Here is a 20,821-nt window from a genome sequence, read left to right as displayed (position 1 = left end):
TCAATTGATCATGGCTCTTCCTTTAACTTAAACGATCCATCGCACCTCTTCTGGCGGTGAATAATAGCAATCCAACAAGTACTGCCGCTGCTGCGACATAGTATGGAGCTCCAATTGAGATATGTTCAGACACTTTCCCAGCGAGCCATGGCGAAATCGAGCCACCCGTGAATCGCAGGAAACTATATGCAGCTGATGCTGTAGAACGCTCAACCGGCGATACTTCCATTACAGCCGTCGTCATGACAGTATTGTTAATACCAAGTAATAATCCCATTAGTGCAATCATCACTATGAGGAATACTGGCCAATCTGCGCCAATCCCCATCAAAGCCAAAGTAATAATGATACCGATCATTACCAAACTAAGTGATTTTTTCGTACCAAGCTTTGTTTCGAAGGATGGTGCAATAAAGATCGATCCGATTGCCAGCATAACACCCCAGACAAAGAAGACGAATCCGATACCGAATTCACCAAGGTTTAAAACAAATGGTGAATATGTCAGTAAGGTAAAGAAACCGAAGTTATAAAATAAAGCTGTCAGCCCTATCGTCAAGAGTCCCGGGTGACGCAATGCCTGGAATGGTGCTGAAAGCGGGGTTTTTTTTGCCGGTTTAGGCATATCTGTGAGTAATATCCACACCGCAAGCAATCCAATCAGCATTAATACTGCCACACCAAAGAATGGTGCACGCCAGTGGATGGACCCGAGCAATCCGCCCAAAAGAGGTCCGACTGACATTCCTAACCCAAGAGCTGCTTCATAAAGCATAATGGCTACTGCTGAACCGCCACTGGCAACACTGACGATTACGGCAAGTGCAGTAGAGATGAATAATGCATTACCTAGTCCCCAGCCTGCACGGAGTCCGACTAGTTCATCCACACTGCCAGCTAGCCCTCCTAAAGTTGAGAACAAAATAATAATGACCAAACCAATGAGCAATGTCATTTTCGGACCGATTCGGCTGGATAACCAACCTGTGATCAGCATCATAATTCCGGTAACGAGTAAATAACTCGTGAATAATAACTCAACTTGACTTGGCGTTGCATCCATCTGCGCTGCGATGGATGGAAGTATCGGGTCAACAAGACCAATCCCCATAAAGGCAACAACACATGCAAAAGCAACCGCCCATGCTGCCTTCGGTTGCTGGAAAATCCGTTTTATACTATGTGCATCTTCTTTAATTTCATTTTCTGCCTGTTCAATTTCGTGTCCATCGGGTATCGTTTCATTACGAATGTCCGACATACACTCATCCCCTTTCTATTAATCAGCGAGCATCTTACGGCTTAGCCGGATGAACTCATTTTTCTCTTCTTCCGTCAATTTATCCAGGAAAGAACCAAAAGCTTTGTCCCTTGCTCCAGAAAAACTCACATAAAAATCAGACCCTTTTTGTGTGATCGCAAGCATGACCACCCGACGGTCCTTCTCTGAATGAATACGCTCCAGATAGCCTTCCTTGATCATGCGGTTCCCTAAATTCGTTGCCCCGCTAAAGCTGATCCCTACTTCTTCAGCTAAATCAGACATGCGCATCGGACCATTATTTTTCAACAACCTCAGCAATACGAGCTGCGGCCCGGAAATCTGAAAATCCCATTCCTTACGCAACGCTTTATTGACATTACGTACTAATTCGATAAAATCAACCATATCTCTGCTTTCCACTTACAGACCCCCAATTACTGCTTTCTACTAGTATTAGTATACATTAATATTTCATACATGTGAAATAAATTTCATCAAAAAATTTCAGCTGCTAGGAATAACAGCCGAAATTACTTATTACACTCTTTTTTTCAATGTCTTTTCTGTCTGTTCATTTACTGCTTGCCTTATATGATACAACTCCGCATACATACCTGCCGCAAATGCTCCAATGATACTGAGCAGTACACTTAGAATCATAGCCATAAAGTTTAAGTCAAAGCCGAGCATGGCGACCATGCCGATGATAAAGCCAATCACTAAGCCGATAGCAGTGAATTGCAGCAATTTACCGAATGTTACAGAATACATCTATCCACACCCTCTCATCTGCCTGTTCATCTACTTATCTTGTACCCCAAATTGAACTAGACTATGCTTCTATCCAATCGTTTAGTATAATAAGCCAAAAACATGGGGGAATGGACATGCACTACCGCATCGCAGAACTTCACGATCTTCCTGCAATTGTTTCCATCTATAATTCCACGATTGCCGGCAGAATGGTAACTGCAGATCTGGAAGAGATATCAGTAGAAAGCAGACTGGATTGGTTCCAGCACCATACGGAACAGCGACCGCTTTGGGTCGTGGAAGAAGACGAGAATATACTAGGTTGGATTAGCTTGGAGCCGTTTTATGGTCGAGCTGCTTATCATAAAACCGTGGAAGTCAGCATCTATATTCATCAAGATGCCAGAGGCAAAGGACTTGGAAGAAGTATGCTGCAGTTCGTCCTTGACCAGGCCGAGATATTAGATTTCAAGACAGTTTTAGGTTTTGTTTTCGGCCATAACGAACCGAGCATCAAGCTCTTTGAACGCTTCGGATTTAAGCGGTGGGCTGATATGCCGAATGTAGCCGAACTGGATGGATTTGAGCGGGATTTAGTTATTTTAGGCAAGCGAATCCGCCCTTAATCGTTATCCACTTGTGGATAACGTGCAGCGCACTAGCATTCGTCAAATTTTTCTGTGTATAACTTATGTTACACACAAATTATGTGAACAAACAGAATCTTTCTGTGTACAAGCTTCTCTTTACCCACAATAAAATGTGCATAGCCTTGAAGCTATGCACATTTTATTATTTTCTTATTTTGTTCTTCGAGCAAAATCGACAAATCGAAACTTGTCCGGTCGATGCTTCGACTCGGTATATTGGAATAAAGTTGTATCCTCAAGATAAACAGCACTGCGCACGACTACAAGCTGTTGATAACTTCCCAAATCCATAATCGCTTTATCTTCCGCTTGAGCTTCTTCAACGACTACTTCCTTTTTTGCATAACTGATGGACAATCCTAGTTCCTGTTCCAGATAATCATAAATCGAATCGGCTGCTATTTCTTCTGTTATACCAGGAGCAAGTTCTTTCAATAAAAAATCTTTATCATAGATGACCGATTCACCATCCAGTTTACGTAAGCGATGCAGCTCCCATATAGGTGTACCTTCCTCACATTGCAGCACCTGTTGTATAAAACCACGCGCTTTTTTACAAGAAAGTGACGTTACACATGTCTCCACCTTCTGCGACATCGAGCGGGACAGCTCCTTGAAGCTCGTAAGTCCGCTGACCGGCAAAGGTAGTTTGTCCTGTTCAAGCACGACCGAGCCTTTTCCTTGCAGCTTTTGAATGTACCCATTCTGGGACAGCAATTGCAAGGCTTTGCGTACTGTTTCCCTGGATGTCGCGAATCTCTCCGTCAGCTCATTTTCAGAAGGAAGCAGCTGCCCTGCCTTAATTTTTTCTGTCTGGATTTCTTTTGCTAACAAATCATAGATTGCTTGAAATTTCTTCTCCATCCACATCAGGCCTTTACGCTTTACTATGGTAAATGACCGCTTCGAACGGACGAAGCCGTATCTTTCTGAAATCCGACGGACTATTTTCATAATTGGAAAGCAGGATTTCTGCTTTTGCCATGTGTTCTTTCGGATAGGAAAATTCTGCTGTCTCACCGAAGAAATTCGCAACGACTAGCAGTTTTTCACCATTCCACTTCCGTTCATAACAGAAGAGACGCTCATCATCCATACATATCGGTTCATAGTCTCCATAGGTTATGATAGCATATTCCTTCCGTAGGCGAATCAGCTTTTGATAATGATAGAAAATCGAATCATCATCCTGCAGCGCCTTTTTCACATTAATATCTGCATAATTCGATGCCACTGCAAGCCACGGCTTTCCATTAGTAAAGCCCGCATTTAACCCTTCATTCCACTGCATCGGAGTTCGTGAATTATCCCTGGAGCGGCGCTGAATAATTCGCAAAGCTTGTTCACTGTCCAGACCATCCTCTTTGAGGGCTTGAAAGGCATTATGGGTTTCTACATCATTATAATCTTCGATGCTAGAGAACTTCGGATCGGTCATTCCTATCTCTTCTCCTTGATAAATATAAGGAGTTCCTTGCATCATGTGCAGAACGGTTGCCAGCATCTTCGCTGATTCTTTCCAATATTGATCGTCATCTCCGAACCTGCTGACAATACGCGGCTGATCATGATTGCACCAGAAGAGCGCATTCCAACCGCCCACTTCATGCATACCGATTTGCCAATCAGATAAGATCTGCTTCAGCTTAATAAATTCAAGTTTTCCATCTGTCCATTTCATTCCGTTCTCATAATCAACTTTCAAATGATGAAAATTGAAAGTCATACTCAACTCCTCGGCATCCGGTTTTGTATACTGCTGGCAAGCAGCCAAGCTTGTGGACGACATCTCGCCAACTGTTACCAGACTATGAGGTGTAAAGACTTCCTGGTTCATTTCATGCACAAATTCGTGGATTCGAGGTCCGTCTGTGTAGTACTCTTTCCCAAATTGACCACCAGGGGCATCGTGATCATAGGGAAAGCTCTGGACTTTTGAAACGAGATTGATGACATCCAGACGGAACCCATCAAGCCCCTTTTCCGCCCAGAAATTCATCATCTTGTACAATTCTTTCCGTACTTTCTCATTCTCCCAGTTAAGATCCGCCTGTGTCTGGTCGAACAGATGTAAATAATACTGATTCGTGTGTTCCTCCAAACCCCAGGCACTGCCGCCAAACTTGGACACCCAGTTGTTCGGCTCGGCACCCTCTTGCGGATCTCGCCAAATATAATAATCACGGTAAGGGTTATCCTTTGAGGATTTTGCTTGTTGGAACCATTCATGTTCTGTTGATGTGTGATTGATGACAATATCCATCATCAGCTTCATGTCTCGATCATGCAATTCCCCGATTAATCGTTCCACATCTTCCATCGTGCCGTAAGCAGGCTCAATCTCGTAATAATCACTGATATCATATCCATTATCACGCTGTGGAGATCGGTAGATCGGCGTCAGCCACACCATATCAATACCGAGCTCTTTCAAATAATCGAGCTTTTCGATTATTCCCTGCAAATCTCCGATTCCATTGCCTGTCGTGTCATGAAAGCTTTTCGGATAAACTTGATAAACTGTACTTCTTTTCCACCATGGTTCGTGCATTATAATCCCCTTTCCTTAATTACACATTCTTTTTTCGTTTAGCTACTAGATAAGTTGTGACGAACGGTACAACAATGACTATCACCATACCGATTGCAAATGCTCCCCAGCTTCCCGGCAGAATAGAAAAGATACCGGGTACGCCGCCGATTCCTACCGAACTTGCCTCCACGCCTCTCCAGGCTATAAACGTTCCCGCAACAGCTGAAGCTCCAAGAGCAAGGAAGAATGGATAGCGGAATCGCAGATTAACACCGAACACAGCCGGTTCTGTTACCCCGAGCCAAGCACTGATCCAGGAAGTCAGAGATAATCCTCGCAGCTTCTCATCCTTCGTAGCCAGCATCACACCAAGCGTCGCAGAACCTTGGGATATATTAGACAGTGCCAGTATTGGCCATAGGAATGTTGCGCCCGTATTAGCAATCAGCTGTAGATCCAGAGCAAGGAATGTATGGTGAAGTCCGGTAACAACTAAAGCTCCATACAAAGCGCCATACAGCAAACCACCGACCGGAGCGACTGTATCGAATACAGCTACGAATCCATCTGTAATGGCATTCCCGACGATGAACATAATTGGTCCGATCACGATGAAGCTTACAATACCAGTAAGCAAGAGCGCGACAGGAGCGACAACGAGCAGCTGAAAACTATCAGGTACTTTGCGACGAAGGAATATTTCTATTTTAGCTAAAACCCATGCTGCGAAAAGCACCGGCAGCACTTGTCCTTGATATCCGATACGCTGAATCTCCAGTCCGAACAGATTCCAGACCGGTGCATTTCCTTCCAGGGCAGCACTAGCATAATCAGTCGGATTCAATAGGGATGGATGAATCAAAGCCAAACCGAGCACCATCCCTAGAAGCGGACTTCCGCCGAATTTCTTAACTGCCGACCACCCTATCAGTGCCGGCAGGAAGGCGAAGGCTGTGTTAGCGATTACATAAATCATATCAGCAATGCCTGCCCACTGTGGATAAACCTCGATGATTGATGCACTGTCGAAGAAAATACCTGGATTATTTAAGATGTTATGAATACCTAGCAATAAACCCGCAGTTACAATTGCTGGCAAAATCGGAATGAAAATGTCGCCAAGCGTTTTTAATGCTCGCTGCAGCGGATTACCATTCTTACTTACCGTTTCCTTCACTTCATCCTTTGTAGATTCCCCGACTTCGGCAACCTGAATAAACTCCTTATATACTTTATCGACTGTACCTTGACCGATAACAACCTGATACTGGTTATTTGCTGAAAAAGAACCTTTTACAACATCGATATTCTGCAGTGCCTCTTTATCGACCTTACCTTCATCTGCCAACGCCAGCCGCAGCCGCGTGACACAATGTGTCGCAGCCTGGATATTTTCTTTTCCTCCAAGCGCTGCCACTATCTCTTCTGCTTGCTGTCTAAGATCCACCTCTGCCACCTCACTCTAGTTTTGTAATGTAAGCGAATACAATGATAGCATAACTTGTATATACAAGTTATGCAAGATATACCTACTCTTCTATACCCCAAGATTCAGCTCTGGATTATTAAATTTTGTCGTAGTAAAATGGAAAAGTATTTGTAAACGTTTTTACTTTGCACTAATTTCTCAAATTCGCAGACAAAAGTTGAGGGTAATCATGCATACATACAAACCTTACTATCATTTCCCCCGGGAGTCGTGGGCTGCTCTTTCGGAAACGAAGACACCACCCCTGACACAAACAGAGCTAGAAGAAATCCGGGGAATAAATACTAGAATTTCTTTATCCGAGGTGGAAACTGCTTATATGCCGCTGACCAAGCTTATCTCCTACTATCTGGAGGCAGCAGAAATGCTTCATGCAAAAGCAGGTAATTTCCTTGGTACCAACGAGAAAAAAGTTCCTTTCATCATCGGCATCGCCGGAAGTGTAGCAGTTGGAAAAAGTACTATCGCCCGATTGCTTCAATTACTGCTTTCCCGTGCATTACCTGATAAGAAAACAGAGCTTGTAACGACTGATGGATTCTTGTATCCAAATGCTGTTCTTAAGGAAAAGCAAATGATGCAGCGCAAAGGGTTTCCGGAGAGTTACGATATAAAAGCATTGATCGATTTTATGGGACAGGTGAAAGCCGGAAACACAAATATTATGGGGCCGCAGTATTCTCATCTCACCTACGACGTACTGCCTGAGCAAACTGAATTGGTATCCAATCCAGATATTCTAATTGTTGAGGGCGTTAATGTACTGCAAGTGAAGAAAGAATACCAATTCTTTGTCAGCGACTTCTTCGATTTCTCAATTTATATCGATGCTGACGAACCTAACATTGAAAAATGGTATAAAGAACGTTTCCTCATGCTGCGCGCGACAGCCTTCCAGGATCCCAAATCCTACTTCCGGCATTACGCAGAAATTTCTATTGACGAAGCATTGGAATCTGCGGATACGATCTGGGAGGAAATCAACGCTAAGAACTTACATGAGAACATATTGCCGACGAAAGGTCGTTCCGATCTCATTCTCCGCAAGGGAAACAATCACGAGGTTGAAGACGTATATTTGCGTAAACTCTGAAAAGTGAAAGGGGTCTTTTCCGTCATGCCGGATATATACCATCGTATTTCCAGTCAGCGTGAGCAGATGTCGAAGTCCCAGAAGAAAATTGCCAATTTCATTATCGAACATCCGAATCAGGCACCTTTCCTCAATGTAGAGGGACTGGCGAATGCTGCAGATGTGAGTGATGCAACAATAGTTCGTTTTGCTGCTTTTATGGGGTATCGCGGCTTTCCGGAGATGCAGCTTGCCTTGCAGAACGCTATGCAGGAGCAGCTGAATGCGACCGAACGGTTCAAGCATCCTTCAGAAGAAGCCCAGTCAGAGGACCAGGACCTGTATGCCATCTTTCTGCGTGATCAAGCGAACATCCAGGAAACGATGGAGGCAATTGATATGCAGGCCTTCCATGCAGCAGCTGATACGGTAATCAACTCTAAACGAATTTTCATTTTAGCTAATCGCAGTGCAGTCAGTGTAGCAGATCTATTGCATTATCATCTTTCTTTTATTTTCGAGAATGTAGAAATTGTCGAACCATCTGACAGAGCGATAGACCAAATCTCTACGATACGGGAAGACGATGTGCTTATCGCTTTAAGCTTCGTGCGTTATTCCAATCACACGCTGCGATTGTTCCAAATGGCTAAGGACCGCGGCGCTAAAGCAATTGCCATTACAGATGGGCTGTCATCCCCATTGCTTACAGCAGCCGATTATTCTTTCATGGCTTCGAGCAAATCTCCATCACTGACACATTCCTTGACTGCTCCGATCAGCTTGATTCACGCATTTATCGCTTTGATTGGAAAAGAAAAGGCAGCCGACGTAAAAAAACGCCTCCGAACAATCGAGGAGGCGTGGCGTGATTTCAATGTATTTTCTAATTTTAAACCCCCATCCGCTTAGGCGTGGGGGTTATTTTTCTTTATAAGCTTCTTCAGCAGCCGGCAAGTAGCTATATACTGCCTTCACGTAATGAATATCGCCATAACATGCATCCAGCTCTTCTGATTCTGGCCGTATACAGCGATAAGTCTCTGGATTTTCGACTCTCTTATATTGCTCCTGAGCAAATCGAACAGCCAGATCTTCACTGAATGCACCACCGTTCTCTTTGACAAAATCGATAAATCCGGCACCGAAATTATAGGCCTGGATGGCTACATCTTCCTCTCCATCCGCTTCCTCCAGCATACGGAGAAAATGGTCAATACCGTAAGCAACCGATTCCTCCGGATCCTCGATACAGCCGACTTCTCCACACTTGCTTTCAGAGGCTTGCATCGGGTCATCTCCTCTGCCGCCTGATTCCTGCATTATGACAGAGAGAACAAGTGGCGCAAGAGACTCCTGATCTGATTTGGCCAATTCTTGTTCAATCGTATCTCGATAAGCTAAGACATCCTCAGAGAGTACTCTGCCTTTCTGCTGCTCATTGCTGTCTCTCTCTACCACAACAGATAGAATGAACAACAGAAAGAAGAGGCCCAATCCGAATAAAAGTACTGTTCCGATTGCTTTAAAAAGAGGTTGCTGTTTTCTTTTATGCTTCTTTTTCACCTTTCTCACCCGCCATATGACGTTTTCGCAAGAAGACTCCCCATCCTAGTGAGACTAGCAGGCTTCCGATACACAGAACAAGCAGCAAATTCCAATACGGTGGCCGATAAGTGAAGACAATGTGGTTCTCTCCACTTTGCAGCTCTACGCCAAGGAAAGCATAATCTGCTTTCAAAAGTTCTTGCTCCTCACCATTGACTGACACTTGCCAGCCTTTTTCGTAAGGTACTGGTATTTTTAGATAGCTGTCTTCCTGTTGGTTATTATAGTCTACTGTAACTTGACTGCGGCCGATAGTAAACGGAATGTCCTCCGCTTGAGCTGCAGCAGAATCAAGCTTTTGGTAATCTTCATGCTGCAGACCGAAATTTTTGATGGTATAACTTCCTTCCGGCAGGCGTATCCGGATTGTATCAGCCGCTTCGACTCGAATTGTCAATTCATCGATTTTCGTACGATAAATCGACTGTTGCGACTTTCTGTCTGTTTCGAACTCATTAACAGACAAATCATATAATGGTGCGCTCACATCATTGTTTTTCAGATAGAAACTGACGTAATAATCTCCAGTCTGCGGCAAGTCCTCATCAAGTTGCAGATCCAGACCGCCTTCTGTTTGTTCTACTTGGAGCTGCCCATCTTGATAAGTACCCCCCGCCGCTTCCACTGACACTTTATCCATCAGATTCGGAAGTGATTCTGCCTCTTGAGTGGATTTGCCGTCTGTAAGAACAACACCATCAAGCATTGCATGCTCCCGTTCGAGCGATGAATGATTTTCCAAGTCATTCTCCTGAAATACATTAGCAGTAACTCTCGCAAACGGCAGTAAGTTGTCATTCCGGTAAACAATATAATCTCTGCTTTCCATGTACGGTCTAAACCCATATGGTGCAGCAATTGCCTTTTGTTTATCGAACATAATATATTTTCCGTTCAGCATACTGTATAGATTCGCTCTGTTCCCAAAGCCTGAATAGCGGCTGACGCTTTCCCGTTTCATATCAATATTCAAATCATGATAATAGAAAAACAGCAGCTCCTTATTCAGGATGCTAGAATAAATACTGATTCCCGGAAAACCTTGGACCATATTTGTATTATTACTGTCATCTGTTTTCCATTCGAGTCTGGTAAAGCTATCATCTGACGTAAGCACATCATGTATCAGTTCCTGCTGCTCATTGCTTGCATATTTGTCACTTGTCAGGAGCTGGAGCGTGGAATTATCTACATTCCCAGCATCAGAGAGCTGCTTTTCCTGATGGGAATTGATCAGCGGTATATACGTTGCAAAAACCACTACCAAACAAATTCCTAACATCCATGCTTTCCTTTTTAAATAGTAGAAAAGGAATGCCAGCAACGCAAGCGCTACTCCTGTCCAGACATACTTCGCCCATTCATCTGCCCAATCAAGTGTCAAATCATGGTGCAGATACAGACTATATAAAAGAACTGTAATCCCTATCGCAGCCAGTAGATGCCACTTCTTCACCTTGTACAGTTGAGTAATTCCCACAGCGATAGTTCCTGCAACAACGAACATAGATAAGTACTCAAATCTGTATTGCGGAGCTGAAAAACCATTGAATATACTCGCTATGCGAGGGCTTCCCTGAAAGAAAATGAACAAGATGCTTAACATTGCAAACAAGCGGAACAGCTTGTTTTTATAAAGTCCTATTACACTCATTAAAAAGACAAACAATACCGGCAGAAGTAAGGTTCTGCTTGTGAATAAGATGTTATCCTCGTTCCCATAAAAGGGGATCGGATCTTCGAATGCTGGTCGGTAATTGTTCAAAAAAGCATAAACAGACGGAATGAATGAAATGGAACCAATCCCGAACCCAAGCAATACTGCCGGGATGAAATAAAGCAATTGGGATTTGATAGGTAATTCATCTTCTGATAACTTGATGAACCACCGAGCTATAACATAGATTCCAATAAAAACAAAGCTTATGTATGAAAAATAGAAATTATCGAAAACAGATACAGCCACTGCGGCAATGAACCAGTAAGGTTTCCGCTCTCGAATAATCTTCTCCACTCCCAGTACTAGGAGCGGCAGCCAAAGAAAGGCGTTGGCGAAAAACTCCCAATATACAACATGCCTGAAATAGATGGCACTGCCGGCATAAAAGCACGCTCCGATAAAAGCAGGCAGAAGCGGTATCCGTAAGTATCGGAACACACCCACCGCCAGTAAGAGCGCCGCTGTAAGCCTGATGATACTAACTGGCAGGATGGCTTTTGCCCATGTGACGACATCAGGACTTCCAATCACATTGGCAATATCCAAGAGCTTTATCACAAGCAATGTGAGCAGATAAACGATGCTTGTCGAGAAATAATAAGCCAGCTGACTGTAAATACCGCCGCCCAGCCCAAAGGAGAATGAATAGAAAAAATTCCCCTGCGTATATTGTTCATACAAATGCTGCTTAAATGGCAGCATTTGCGCCATTCCATCATTTGGTCCCAGCATGAAACGACCGTCAAAGTATTCCCGGATGAAATGCATGTGTACCAAAACAGCAAATGTGAGTGCTGCTAAAACGAGCAGTACCACTTTCCAACTACGCTTCATGTGTTACATCCTCACGTCCATTCTTCATGATTTTACTTGTGATAACAAACGTGATCGGCACGGTGAAGAAAACAGCCGCGATCGGCGCCACTGTACCACTCCATCCGAAGCCTTCAACGAATATGTACACCAAAACAGAAGATACGGCTATATTGACAGCCTGTGTCAGCGGGAACTGGAAAAACTTCCGCCACGTCGGCCGTACACCGTATGTGAAATAACTGTTCAAGAAAAACGAAAAAATCATGCTGATAATGATCCCGATCCAATGGGATACAAGATAATAAACATCTGCAAGCTGATAGAAGAGCAGATAAACCAGGTAATAGCAGATGGTATTCAGCACACCGACGATGATAAAACGAGTGAATTCAAGCTTCCATATTTTTTTCATAGCGTTTCCTTGCCTCGATATTCGTATCTTTTACTAGATAATGCGGTCTGCGTTTTGTTTCGTTGTAGATCCTTCCGATATACTCCCCAATTACACCTAGACTTACAAGCTGCACACCGCCCAGGAAGAGGATAGCAGTAATTAAGGTGAAATATCCCGGTGTGATGACTCCTCGAACCAGCACCTCAACAAATGTATAAAGGATATATGCCAGTGAAAGAAATAGCACAATGAAGCCAGCATATAAGCATACACGCAATGGCTTTGTATTAAAGGAAACGACCCCATCAATTCCATAGTTGATCAGTTTCCCGAATGACCATTTCGATTCCCCGTTTTGACGGCAAACATTGTCATAATAAACCGTCTTCTGCTCAAAGCCTATCCAAGAGAACAATCCTTTAGAAAAACGATTGCCCTCACTCAGGATTAACAGGGCATCGATAGCCCGGCGGCTGAGCAAACGGAAGTCCCCGACCCCATTTTGGATACGGACATCGATGAACCGATTAATGATCTTATAGTACATTGTCGAAAGCACTTTGCGTGGAAGGCTTTCACCTTTTCTGTTTCTTCGTGCGATAACCTGATCATAACCTTCTTCAAAACCTGCCAGCAATTCATGCAGCAGCGCAACCGGATGCTGCAAATCTGCATCGATAACGACCGCACAATCTCCTTTGGCATGTTGGAAGCCAGCCAATATTGCCGCCTCTTTTCCGAAATTTCTCGTAAAGGACACATACTGCACATTGTAATGCATATCAGCCAATTCTTTTAGTTCCAATAGCGTGGTATCAGAACTGCCATCATCCACATAAATCACTTCGTAGTCATAAGGTGAGTATTGTAATTCTTTGGCAAGTTCTTCATAAAAGAGCTTAACATTTTCCGCTTCATTAAACGAAGGCACAATTACGGATAGTAATTTCCCAGCCATTCTTTTCCCTCCATTAGGTATGAACCATTCTATATGTATTGTTAAAATTGTGAGCGGCTTGACTCCTTATTATACTTTACTACCCTAATTTCGTCAGTTTACATCCTATCCGAAAGAGGGAATGTATGTAAAAAAGGAGTAAAGGAGCAAAAACAAATGCGCAAATTAGTAGCAATAGACCTAGATGGAACATTTCTTAATCAGTATTACACTATATCCTCCCTGCATGCCAGCACAGTAAAAAAAGCGCAGCAAAAAGGAGCTGAAATCGTTATAGCAACAGGAAGGGCAAACTTCGATGTACAGCGTCTCTTTCAAAATGAACAGCTTTCCACTTGGGTTATCGGAGCAAACGGAGCCACCACTTATGATCCAGAAGGGCATCTGACCGTTTCCTTGCCAATGGAAACAATTTACGCAAAAGAAATAATCACATGGCTAAATGAAGAGAATTATTATTATGAAATAGTCACGGATAATGAAATATTCATAACGAGTAAAGCAAAACAGCTGCTTCAGGATGAAATGGATATCGTCCAGAGTGCGGAAAGAAGTGAGATGGAAAGAGCTCGCGAACGCCAGCTTGGTCAGGCAAATCTCCAAGAGATAGAGGACTATATCGATGTCTTCCAATCCGAAAAGGAAATTTATAAAATAACGATTGTAAGCTTTGATGAAGAAAGACGACGTATTGCGGCTGATACATTAAGCAAGAAAGGACTGAATCTATTTTCTTCAGCCGATTTTAATTTAGAAATTGTTGATAACAAGGCCTCAAAAGGAAACGCATTGAAAAAACTAGCAAAAAAATTAGACATGAAGCAAGATGATATCATTGCAATCGGAGACAGCATGAATGACTTGCCGATGCTGGAGATTGCAGGCACGAAGGTAGCGATGGGCAATGCAACCGAAGAGGTAAAACAACATTGTGACTATACAACCGAAACGAACGAGAAAGATGGCGTAGCCCATATGCTCGAACGTGAAATACTACAAAAATAGAGGCTGCTATCAGCCTCTATTTTTTTGGTACTCAATTGTACTATAAACTTGTGCACTTGCTGAAGGATCCAGATACAGCTTCGCACTATTCACTGCAGTAATTGCTTCCGCGAATCCTGTTGCAATCAGCATATTTTTATTTTCATAATGTACAGCATCTCCTGCTGCGTAGATGCCAGACACATTAGTTGCCATACTATGATCCACTATAACCTTGTTTTTATCCGTTTCGATTCCCCAGCTGGCAAATGGAGTCTGCGTGAGATTTACATTTTCATAATATAACAGCGCATCCGTTTCATACATCATCTGCAGACCATCCTGTTCCACCAATAATGTGTGCAATCCTTGGCTGTTTCCTAATAGCTTGGTGACTTTATGATTGTATATCACGCGTATTGATGTCTCCTCAAGTGCTTCAATTACTTGAGGCGGCGTATACAGGAAATAATCCCGTTGATTAATTAATGTCACTTCCTTCGCCGTCTTCTCAAGTGCCCTTGCCCAATCAATGCCTGTCCGGTTCATTGCATAAACCGTGACACGCTTATCCCGGAATTTCTCAGGTGACTTCAAATAATAATGCAGATTCTTTCCTTCATATAAAGGCGCTTCCTCAAGCCGCAGCGGTTTCATCTGGTAGGTTCCCATTCCGCTAGTAAGAATAATTGTTCGAGCCATATAAAGCTTGCCGGCAGATGTTTTGATTTCAAATATTCCATTTTCCTGTTTTCTTATCTGCTCGACAAACTCATCTGTTATAATCTCCGGTTCTGCCTTCCTGCTTTGCTCAAGCAGTTTATCGACCATTTCTTCTCCAGTTGCAACGGGATAAGCACCCACATCATAAATGTGCTTTTCTGGATAAAATTGCGCCACTTTCCCGCCGAAAGCCGAAGTAGCTTCAATCAATAAAGTCGTCATCTTCCGTAGCTTTGTATAAAAGGACGTATACAGTCCGGTTGTTCCGCCGCCAACGATAATCACATCGTATATAAAATCATTTCGCAATGGAAAATCCTCCCTGTTGCTTAAGAATTATTTACTATAATTTCACTGAAATTGGTTTGCTTTTTCAAACCTCGGGTATACAATATCCCTATGACTATTTGACTACATAACAACTCGGAGGTTTTCCATGCAGGAAGTCACTGGTACATATAACGTCACCTTTGTTGTCGTTTCTATATTTATTGCCATTCTTTCATCCTATATCGCCCTGGACATGTGCTCCAGGATAAACCGTACGACAGGCTGGCGGAAATTCTTTTGGTTTATCTCCAGTTCACTTTTGATGGCACTCGGCATCTGGTCGATGCATTTCATATCCATGCTGGCTTATAAGCTGCCCGTGGAAGTCACTTATGATCCCGGTCTTGTCATCTTATCCGTGATCTTCGCTTTTACTGGTACTTCCATTGCATTTTATCTTGCTACTATAAGAATGACTGCATTCCGTCTGTTTGCAGGGAGTATCTCAATGGGAGCAGCAATTGTAAGTATGCATTACATAGGTATGATGGCCATGCGCTTGGACGGTATGATGCATCATGGCGGTCCGTATTACTACTTATCTATCATAATTGCTATTATAGCATCCTGTGTCGCTCTGCTATTGTTTCACTACTTCCAAAACCAGACTGGCCAAACACAGCATCTGTTTAAATTTGCCAGCGCAATTACAATGGGTACTGCCATTTGCGGCATGCACTATACAGCAATGAAAGCGGCTGTTGTTCATGTGAATAGCAGCTCCATTTTGCCAGAACCGGTGTTCACACCAAATAATATCAACCTTGCTATTAGCGTGATGCTCGTCATCCTGCTGATACAGGTATTGGCTTTTGTCTCCACGTCGACAGATCAGAAGCTTGCCGAACAAGCAGACCGATTACAATATATCGCAAACCATGATGAATTGACGAATATTCCGAATCGCCGTTACTTTGAGCAGCAGCTGCTTGGCTATTTAGAAGAGCGTACAAGTGAACCCGCAGCTCTGTTCTTTATGGATCTGGATCGTTTTAAAGCAGTCAATGATACGCTCGGTCATAAATTCGGCGATAAACTGCTTCAGCTTGTGACATTGCGCCTTTCAAGAATGCTTCCAGAACGAAGTATGCTTGCTCGACTTGGCGGAGATGAATTCACGTTGCTTTATCCAGATGCAAAAAAGGAAGATGCAACAATGTTGGCACAAGCAATCATACAAAGCGTAGAAGAGCCATTTTTCATTGAAGGCCGGAAAGTGACTGTCAGCACAAGCATCGGTATTGCTTTGATTCCTGATAATGGGACAACAAGTAAGGAAGTGATGCGATTTGCAGATATCGCCATGTATTTGGCAAAAGAAAGCGGCAGGTCAAATTACAAGTTCTTTGCCAATGACAGCTTGCATGACTCACAGCCGCTTTTGCTGGAATCAGAATTATGTAGCGCTATTGCCAATGGAGAAATACAAGTTTATTTTCAGCCAAAGATGGCAAGTTCCGGCGACCAAGTATATGGTGTCGAAGCTCTATGCCGCTGGGTTCATCCTACGCACGGCATTATTCCGCCTGGCCAGTTCATCCCTCTGGCAGAAAAGAACGGAGACATCATCGCACTCGATAAGAAGATGATTGAACTTGTTTTCGCCGAAATGAATAAAGAAGCGTTCCGGGATCTTCATGTTGCGGTTAACATCAGCACCCAGCAATTTTATAACAATCGCTTCTTAAGCTTCATTCGCAAACAAATGGAGTTATATCCTGAAGTAGATGTAACGAAGCTGGAAATCGAAATAACAGAGGAAACCGCAATTCAAGACGTAGAAGGTGCTGCACACACAATAATGGAGCTGAAGAAATTAGGAATTCGTATCGCACTGGATGACTTCGGCAAAGGCTTCAACAGCCTCAACTATTTAAAACAATTGCCTGTTGACACACTAAAGATTGATCGTGCTTTCATTGCGAACTTACCTGAGGACTTCCAAGACCAGGCCATTGTCTCTTCTATCGTAACATTAGCGAAAAAACTTCAACTTTCTATTGTCGCAGAAGGAGTAGAAAGCCAAGAACAGCTGACTTGGGTGCAAAACTTAGAATGTGATTATGCACAAGGTTATATGTTCAGCAAACCGCTGCAAGTGTCAGAGTTCTTAACCTATCTCAACACTTTCAATGCAATACATAAAGAAAAGGCGACCCTTATATAAGGGTCGCCTTTTTCTTTAATATTCCACTTTATCTTCTTTTTTTGACCATGCTTTCATCGGATCTGCCGTTTGAGTATCACGAAGCTGCACCGTATGAATTTTTCGTTCCTCATATGGTTTTTCAATCTCCTGATAGATGAAATCATCATCGAATCCAATTTCTGCCGCATCCTTTTTCGTATAAGCGAAGTACAATGCTTTCGGGCGAGCCCAATAAATCGCTCCTAGACACATCGGACAAGGCTCACAGCTGGAATAAATGATACAATCCTCCAGTTCGAAGTGACCCAGATTGCTCGTTGCGTTACGTATAGCCTGTATTTCCGCATGTGCTGTTGGATCATGCAAGGTTGTTACCAAGTTTGTCCCCTCGCCGACGATTTCTCCATCCTTGACGATGACAGCACCAAATGGACCTCCCTTGCCGTTGTTCACATTCGCTACTGCTAATTTACATGCATAATCTATGTAATAATGATGATCCATCTTATCTCCTCCTACATCATACTTTCCTTATAATTATAGAATTTTTCTTAATATTTAGCCAGAATGTTAGTATATAATCCTCTGCTTATAGGAACAATATACTTGTTACTTTTCGTAACCTCATATATAATGAAAAACAATAGATGAACTATACAGTGTTTTTTACAGAGGTGATGTTAGATGAAATCCGAAGAATTATGTCCGCGCTTTGAGTCAGGAATGGAGCTTTTAAGCAAACGTTGGACTGGCCTTATCATTTTCCGCCTCTTAGAAGGATCACAGCGATTTTCTGAATTGGAATCGTCCTTGCCGATCAGCGGGCGTTTGCTCTCTGAACGTCTTAAAGAGTTAGAAGCAGCAGGCATTGCAACAAGAACAGTATATCCGGACACGCCAGTCCGTATTGAATATGAACTGACTGAAAAGGGTCGTGCATTGCACCCTGTGATTACTTCCATAAGAGAATGGGCGGAAAAATGGGTTACTCCGGATGAACCAGCCCCAACAAAATAATATTCCCTTCAGACAACCTGCCCTTTTGATAGGACAGGTTTTTTTATGTGACTCAATTTCCGAATAGTAAGAATATTGATAAATAACCATTTACATTCTCACAGAATGGGTATATAGTAAAGAAATCAAAATGGATAGGAGGTGGGGAGGAAATGCAACGTAAAGCTGCTCTTTTATTTATCGGACTTGTGTTGTCAATCATGGTGCAAGTAATGGTACTGCATCCAATGTATCAATTGGGAACAAATGATATTCAAGCACAGCACGTCATCATCCACAAGGCTGATTTGCCGGATGATGAGAAACACTGGTTCCCGATCATTTCACAAACAGCAGTCCTGATTTTTCTGCCTGTGTTGCTTGTTACAAGTATGATGCAAGCACGCATGATGCAGACTAAGCAGGCGGTCCGGCATTTCCTGCTGGCCGTCTTCTATCAATCGAGTTACCGCTGAATAGTCTTCCCTTTTGCTTGAAGGTTTCTTAGCATTCCAAAGGAGGGGACGAAAATGTTTGTGGCAAGAGCGATCATCGTCGTAGCATTTTCCATTAGCGCGTTATCTATCTTTGCTTTCCAAGGCATTGAATTGGTTCACGCAGTTACAGACCTATTCAGCAAAAAAGGATAAATAAAAAGAGCGTATTCTTGAGGGGGAATACGCTCTTTTTTTATTTAATCAACTAATTTACCAGGATTCATAATTCCGCGTGGATCGATTGCCTGTTTAATTGTTCGCATCAAATCATAAGCTGTACCGTGTTCTTTTGACTGATAACTCTTCTTCCCTATCCCCACACCATGCTCACCTGTACATGTACCGTCATGAGCAAGCGCATAGTCCACTATTTCTTTATGGAGCTGCTTAGCTGCAGTTACTTCATTTGCATCCTCAAAATCTGCCATCGCAATGATATGGAAATTGCCGTCACCTACATGTCCGACAATGCCTGCCTCCAAGCCGCTTTCCTCTACTGCTTGTCTTGCATGAAGGATTGAATCCGCAAGCTCTGATATCGGCAGACATACGTCTGTGACGAGCATCCGTTTTGTTGGTGCAGCTTGTATGTAATAATAAGCAAGATTATGCCTTGCATCCCATAAACGTTCCTGTGATGTCTGATCGGTTTCTGTAAGGAATTCAGCCAAATGAAATGGCTTCAATAACTCCTCCATCCGTTTGATTTGATGCTGAAGATGCTCAACCTCACCATTCAACTCGAAAAAGATTGTCGGCTGTTCGATGTAAGAAGCATTAGCGAATCGATTAACATGTGCAACGGAGGCCGCATCAACAAACTCAATCCTAGCTAAATCCAGCCCTGCTGTACGGAGCCTCACCACTGCAGTTACGGCTTCTTCAAAGTCATTGAATACAGCACGAGCTGCTACACTCGCCTCCGGTATTGGATACACACGGAGAGTGAGTTCTGTAATGACACCAAGAGTACCTTCTGAACCTGCAAATAAACCAGATAGATGCAGTCCGGAAGAAGACTTCACGGCTTTCGAACCAGTATGTATGATTTCTCCGCTCGGCAATACTACCTCCATATCCAATATGTTATCCCGCATTGTGCCATACTTAACGGTATAAGATCCGCTAGCATTCGTGCCCGCCATCCCGCCAAGTGTCGCCTCCGCACCAGGATCTACACTGAAGAATAGTCCATGCTTTTTTAGGGCATCATTCAGTTGGAATTGCGTCAGACCTGCCCCGACAACTACATGACCGTCCTTATCTCCAACTGTCTTGAGTTCGTTCATTAAACCCAAATCCAAGGAGATACCTCCCTCATATGGGATTGCATGACCTTCTAGACTGGAGCCTTTTCCAAAAGGAATAACCGGCACTCCATGTTCGCTGGCAAATGAGAGAACTGCACTGACTTCTTGTGTGTTTTCCGGAAATACAACGACATCCGGATTGGCCGCAGGGTGATAGGATGCATCATGGTTATGCTGGCTGATGACTGCTGCTGCTGTTGATATCCTCCCTGGATGAATCAATTTATTCAATTCTTTCACAATGTCCATGCCTGACTCCCCCTTCTATCTTGTACAAATAAGCTTAACATGAAGGTTCTGAATTAAAAAGCCGAACAGTCAGAATAATTAAATATAATAAAACAAACCGTAAGATGTATATTTTTATAAGTAAAAAAAACAATAAATAAGTAAAAACCCAATTTATTTCACATCAGTAAAATACTTTAATACCGCGGTTTTTCGGACGGTCACTTAGTATGTGAAATATCACACAAACTCAGTAAAAGCAATAGTTATTTTAAATACTTTGTTAAAATTGATTAACATTTGATTAGTGATAGAATTGGTTGTGGCAGTTACAAAAGGTAAGTAAT

The 20,821-nt window shown here is 43.0% G+C and carries 20 protein-coding genes; 7 read left to right on the top strand and 13 right to left on the bottom strand.

Annotated elements, in window-relative coordinates; translation table 11 throughout:
- Positions 1-22: 22 nt before the first annotated feature.
- The 3 genes from CHH48_RS15280 to CHH48_RS15270 all read right to left on the bottom strand — a co-directional run bounded on the left by CHH48_RS15280 (position 23) and on the right by CHH48_RS15270 (position 2,035).
- Positions 23-1,261 carry an MFS transporter gene (locus tag CHH48_RS15280; RefSeq protein ID WP_095220024.1) on the bottom strand — a complete coding sequence of 413 codons (1,239 nt, stop codon included), beginning with the start codon at positions 1,259-1,261 and terminating at the stop codon, positions 23-25.
- Between the two features lie 18 nt (positions 1,262-1,279).
- Complete coding sequence (locus CHH48_RS15275; RefSeq protein WP_051747913.1) at positions 1,280-1,684, bottom strand: MarR family winged helix-turn-helix transcriptional regulator; 405 nt, start codon at positions 1,682-1,684, stop codon at positions 1,280-1,282.
- A 117-nt stretch (positions 1,685-1,801) separates the two neighbouring features.
- Positions 1,802-2,035, bottom strand: coding sequence for a hypothetical protein (locus CHH48_RS15270; RefSeq protein ID WP_095220023.1), 234 nt, complete (start codon positions 2,033-2,035; stop codon positions 1,802-1,804).
- 110 nt (positions 2,036-2,145) lie between these two features.
- Here CHH48_RS15270 and CHH48_RS15265 point away from each other — a divergent pair, with 110 nt between their 5' ends.
- The gene (locus tag CHH48_RS15265; RefSeq protein ID WP_095220022.1) at positions 2,146-2,643 is read left to right on the top strand and encodes a GNAT family N-acetyltransferase; all 498 of its coding nucleotides are present in this window, start codon (positions 2,146-2,148) and stop codon (positions 2,641-2,643) included.
- A gap of 174 nt (positions 2,644-2,817) precedes the next feature.
- Here the strand turns inward: CHH48_RS15265 and treR are convergent, their stop codons facing one another.
- Genes treR through treP form a run of 3 tightly spaced genes read right to left on the bottom strand, consistent with a single transcriptional unit; the run spans position 2,818 to position 6,647 of the window.
- Positions 2,818-3,531 (bottom strand): trehalose operon repressor, encoded by a 714-nt coding sequence (treR, locus tag CHH48_RS15260; RefSeq protein ID WP_095220021.1) that lies wholly within the window; start codon positions 3,529-3,531, stop codon positions 2,818-2,820.
- Between the two features lie 13 nt (positions 3,532-3,544).
- Entirely contained in the window at positions 3,545-5,218 is a 1,674-nt protein-coding gene (treC, locus tag CHH48_RS15255; RefSeq protein WP_095220020.1) for an alpha,alpha-phosphotrehalase, read from the bottom strand.
- Between the two features lie 19 nt (positions 5,219-5,237).
- Positions 5,238-6,647, bottom strand: coding sequence for a PTS system trehalose-specific EIIBC component (treP, locus tag CHH48_RS15250; RefSeq protein WP_095220019.1), 1,410 nt, complete (start codon positions 6,645-6,647; stop codon positions 5,238-5,240).
- A 211-nt stretch (positions 6,648-6,858) separates the two neighbouring features.
- Here treP and coaA point away from each other — a divergent pair, with 211 nt between their 5' ends.
- Positions 6,859-7,782, top strand: a complete 924-nt coding sequence (coaA, locus tag CHH48_RS15245; protein WP_095220018.1) for a type I pantothenate kinase — start codon at positions 6,859-6,861, stop codon at positions 7,780-7,782.
- Between the two features lie 24 nt (positions 7,783-7,806).
- Entirely contained in the window at positions 7,807-8,673 is an 867-nt protein-coding gene (locus tag CHH48_RS15240; RefSeq protein ID WP_095231848.1) for a MurR/RpiR family transcriptional regulator, read from the top strand.
- 9 nt (positions 8,674-8,682) lie between these two features.
- Here CHH48_RS15240 and CHH48_RS15235 read toward each other — a convergent pair whose 3' ends face one another.
- Genes CHH48_RS15235 through CHH48_RS15220 form a run of 4 tightly spaced genes read right to left on the bottom strand, consistent with a single transcriptional unit; the run spans position 8,683 to position 13,257 of the window.
- Entirely contained in the window at positions 8,683-9,327 is a 645-nt protein-coding gene (locus CHH48_RS15235; RefSeq protein WP_175074535.1) for a lysozyme family protein, read from the bottom strand.
- Positions 9,311-11,923: a YfhO family protein gene (locus CHH48_RS15230; protein WP_095220012.1), complete on the bottom strand. Its 2,613-nt coding sequence runs from the start codon at positions 11,921-11,923 to the stop codon at positions 9,311-9,313. Before CHH48_RS15230 ends, CHH48_RS15235 begins: the two co-directional genes overlap by 17 nt.
- A complete protein-coding gene (locus CHH48_RS15225; protein WP_095220011.1) occupies positions 11,913-12,317 on the bottom strand; it encodes a GtrA family protein in 405 nt (134 codons plus the stop codon). The genes CHH48_RS15230 and CHH48_RS15225 overlap by 11 nt, the downstream gene beginning before the upstream one ends.
- A complete protein-coding gene (locus CHH48_RS15220; protein ID WP_095220010.1) occupies positions 12,295-13,257 on the bottom strand; it encodes a glycosyltransferase family 2 protein in 963 nt (320 codons plus the stop codon). The genes CHH48_RS15225 and CHH48_RS15220 overlap by 23 nt, the downstream gene beginning before the upstream one ends.
- A gap of 156 nt (positions 13,258-13,413) precedes the next feature.
- Between CHH48_RS15220 and CHH48_RS15215 the strand changes: the two genes are divergently transcribed.
- The gene (locus tag CHH48_RS15215) at positions 13,414-14,262 is read left to right on the top strand and encodes a Cof-type HAD-IIB family hydrolase (RefSeq protein ID WP_095220009.1); all 849 of its coding nucleotides are present in this window, start codon (positions 13,414-13,416) and stop codon (positions 14,260-14,262) included.
- 9 nt (positions 14,263-14,271) lie between these two features.
- Here the strand turns inward: CHH48_RS15215 and CHH48_RS15210 are convergent, their stop codons facing one another.
- The gene (locus CHH48_RS15210; RefSeq protein WP_095220008.1) at positions 14,272-15,273 is read right to left on the bottom strand and encodes an NAD(P)/FAD-dependent oxidoreductase; all 1,002 of its coding nucleotides are present in this window, start codon (positions 15,271-15,273) and stop codon (positions 14,272-14,274) included.
- 127 nt (positions 15,274-15,400) lie between these two features.
- Between CHH48_RS15210 and CHH48_RS15205 the strand changes: the two genes are divergently transcribed.
- Complete coding sequence (locus CHH48_RS15205; protein ID WP_095220007.1) at positions 15,401-17,461, top strand: bifunctional diguanylate cyclase/phosphodiesterase; 2,061 nt, start codon at positions 15,401-15,403, stop codon at positions 17,459-17,461.
- Between the two features lie 15 nt (positions 17,462-17,476).
- On the opposite strand, the gene CHH48_RS15200 is transcribed toward CHH48_RS15205, so the two are convergent.
- A complete protein-coding gene (locus CHH48_RS15200) occupies positions 17,477-17,947 on the bottom strand; it encodes a nucleoside deaminase (RefSeq protein ID WP_095220006.1) in 471 nt (156 codons plus the stop codon).
- A gap of 180 nt (positions 17,948-18,127) precedes the next feature.
- Here CHH48_RS15200 and CHH48_RS15195 point away from each other — a divergent pair, with 180 nt between their 5' ends.
- Both CHH48_RS15195 and CHH48_RS15190 read left to right on the top strand, forming a co-directional pair.
- Positions 18,128-18,460 carry a winged helix-turn-helix transcriptional regulator gene (locus CHH48_RS15195; protein WP_095220005.1) on the top strand — a complete coding sequence of 111 codons (333 nt, stop codon included), beginning with the start codon at positions 18,128-18,130 and terminating at the stop codon, positions 18,458-18,460.
- Positions 18,461-18,612: 152 nt separating this feature from the next.
- On the top strand, positions 18,613-18,915 hold the full coding sequence (locus CHH48_RS15190) for a hypothetical protein (protein ID WP_095220004.1): 303 nt from the start codon (positions 18,613-18,615) through the stop codon (positions 18,913-18,915).
- 218 nt (positions 18,916-19,133) lie between these two features.
- On the opposite strand, the gene CHH48_RS15185 is transcribed toward CHH48_RS15190, so the two are convergent.
- Positions 19,134-20,495, bottom strand: a complete 1,362-nt coding sequence (locus CHH48_RS15185; protein WP_095220003.1) for an FAD-binding oxidoreductase — start codon at positions 20,493-20,495, stop codon at positions 19,134-19,136.
- Positions 20,496-20,821: the final 326 nt, after the last annotated feature.

Source organism: Terribacillus saccharophilus (assembly GCF_002272075.1).
Taxonomy (GTDB): Bacteria; Bacillota; Bacilli; order Bacillales; family Amphibacillaceae; genus Terribacillus; species Terribacillus saccharophilus_A.
Note: the sequence above shows the minus strand (reverse complement) of the source record. Positions and strands in the feature narration are given on the sequence as shown.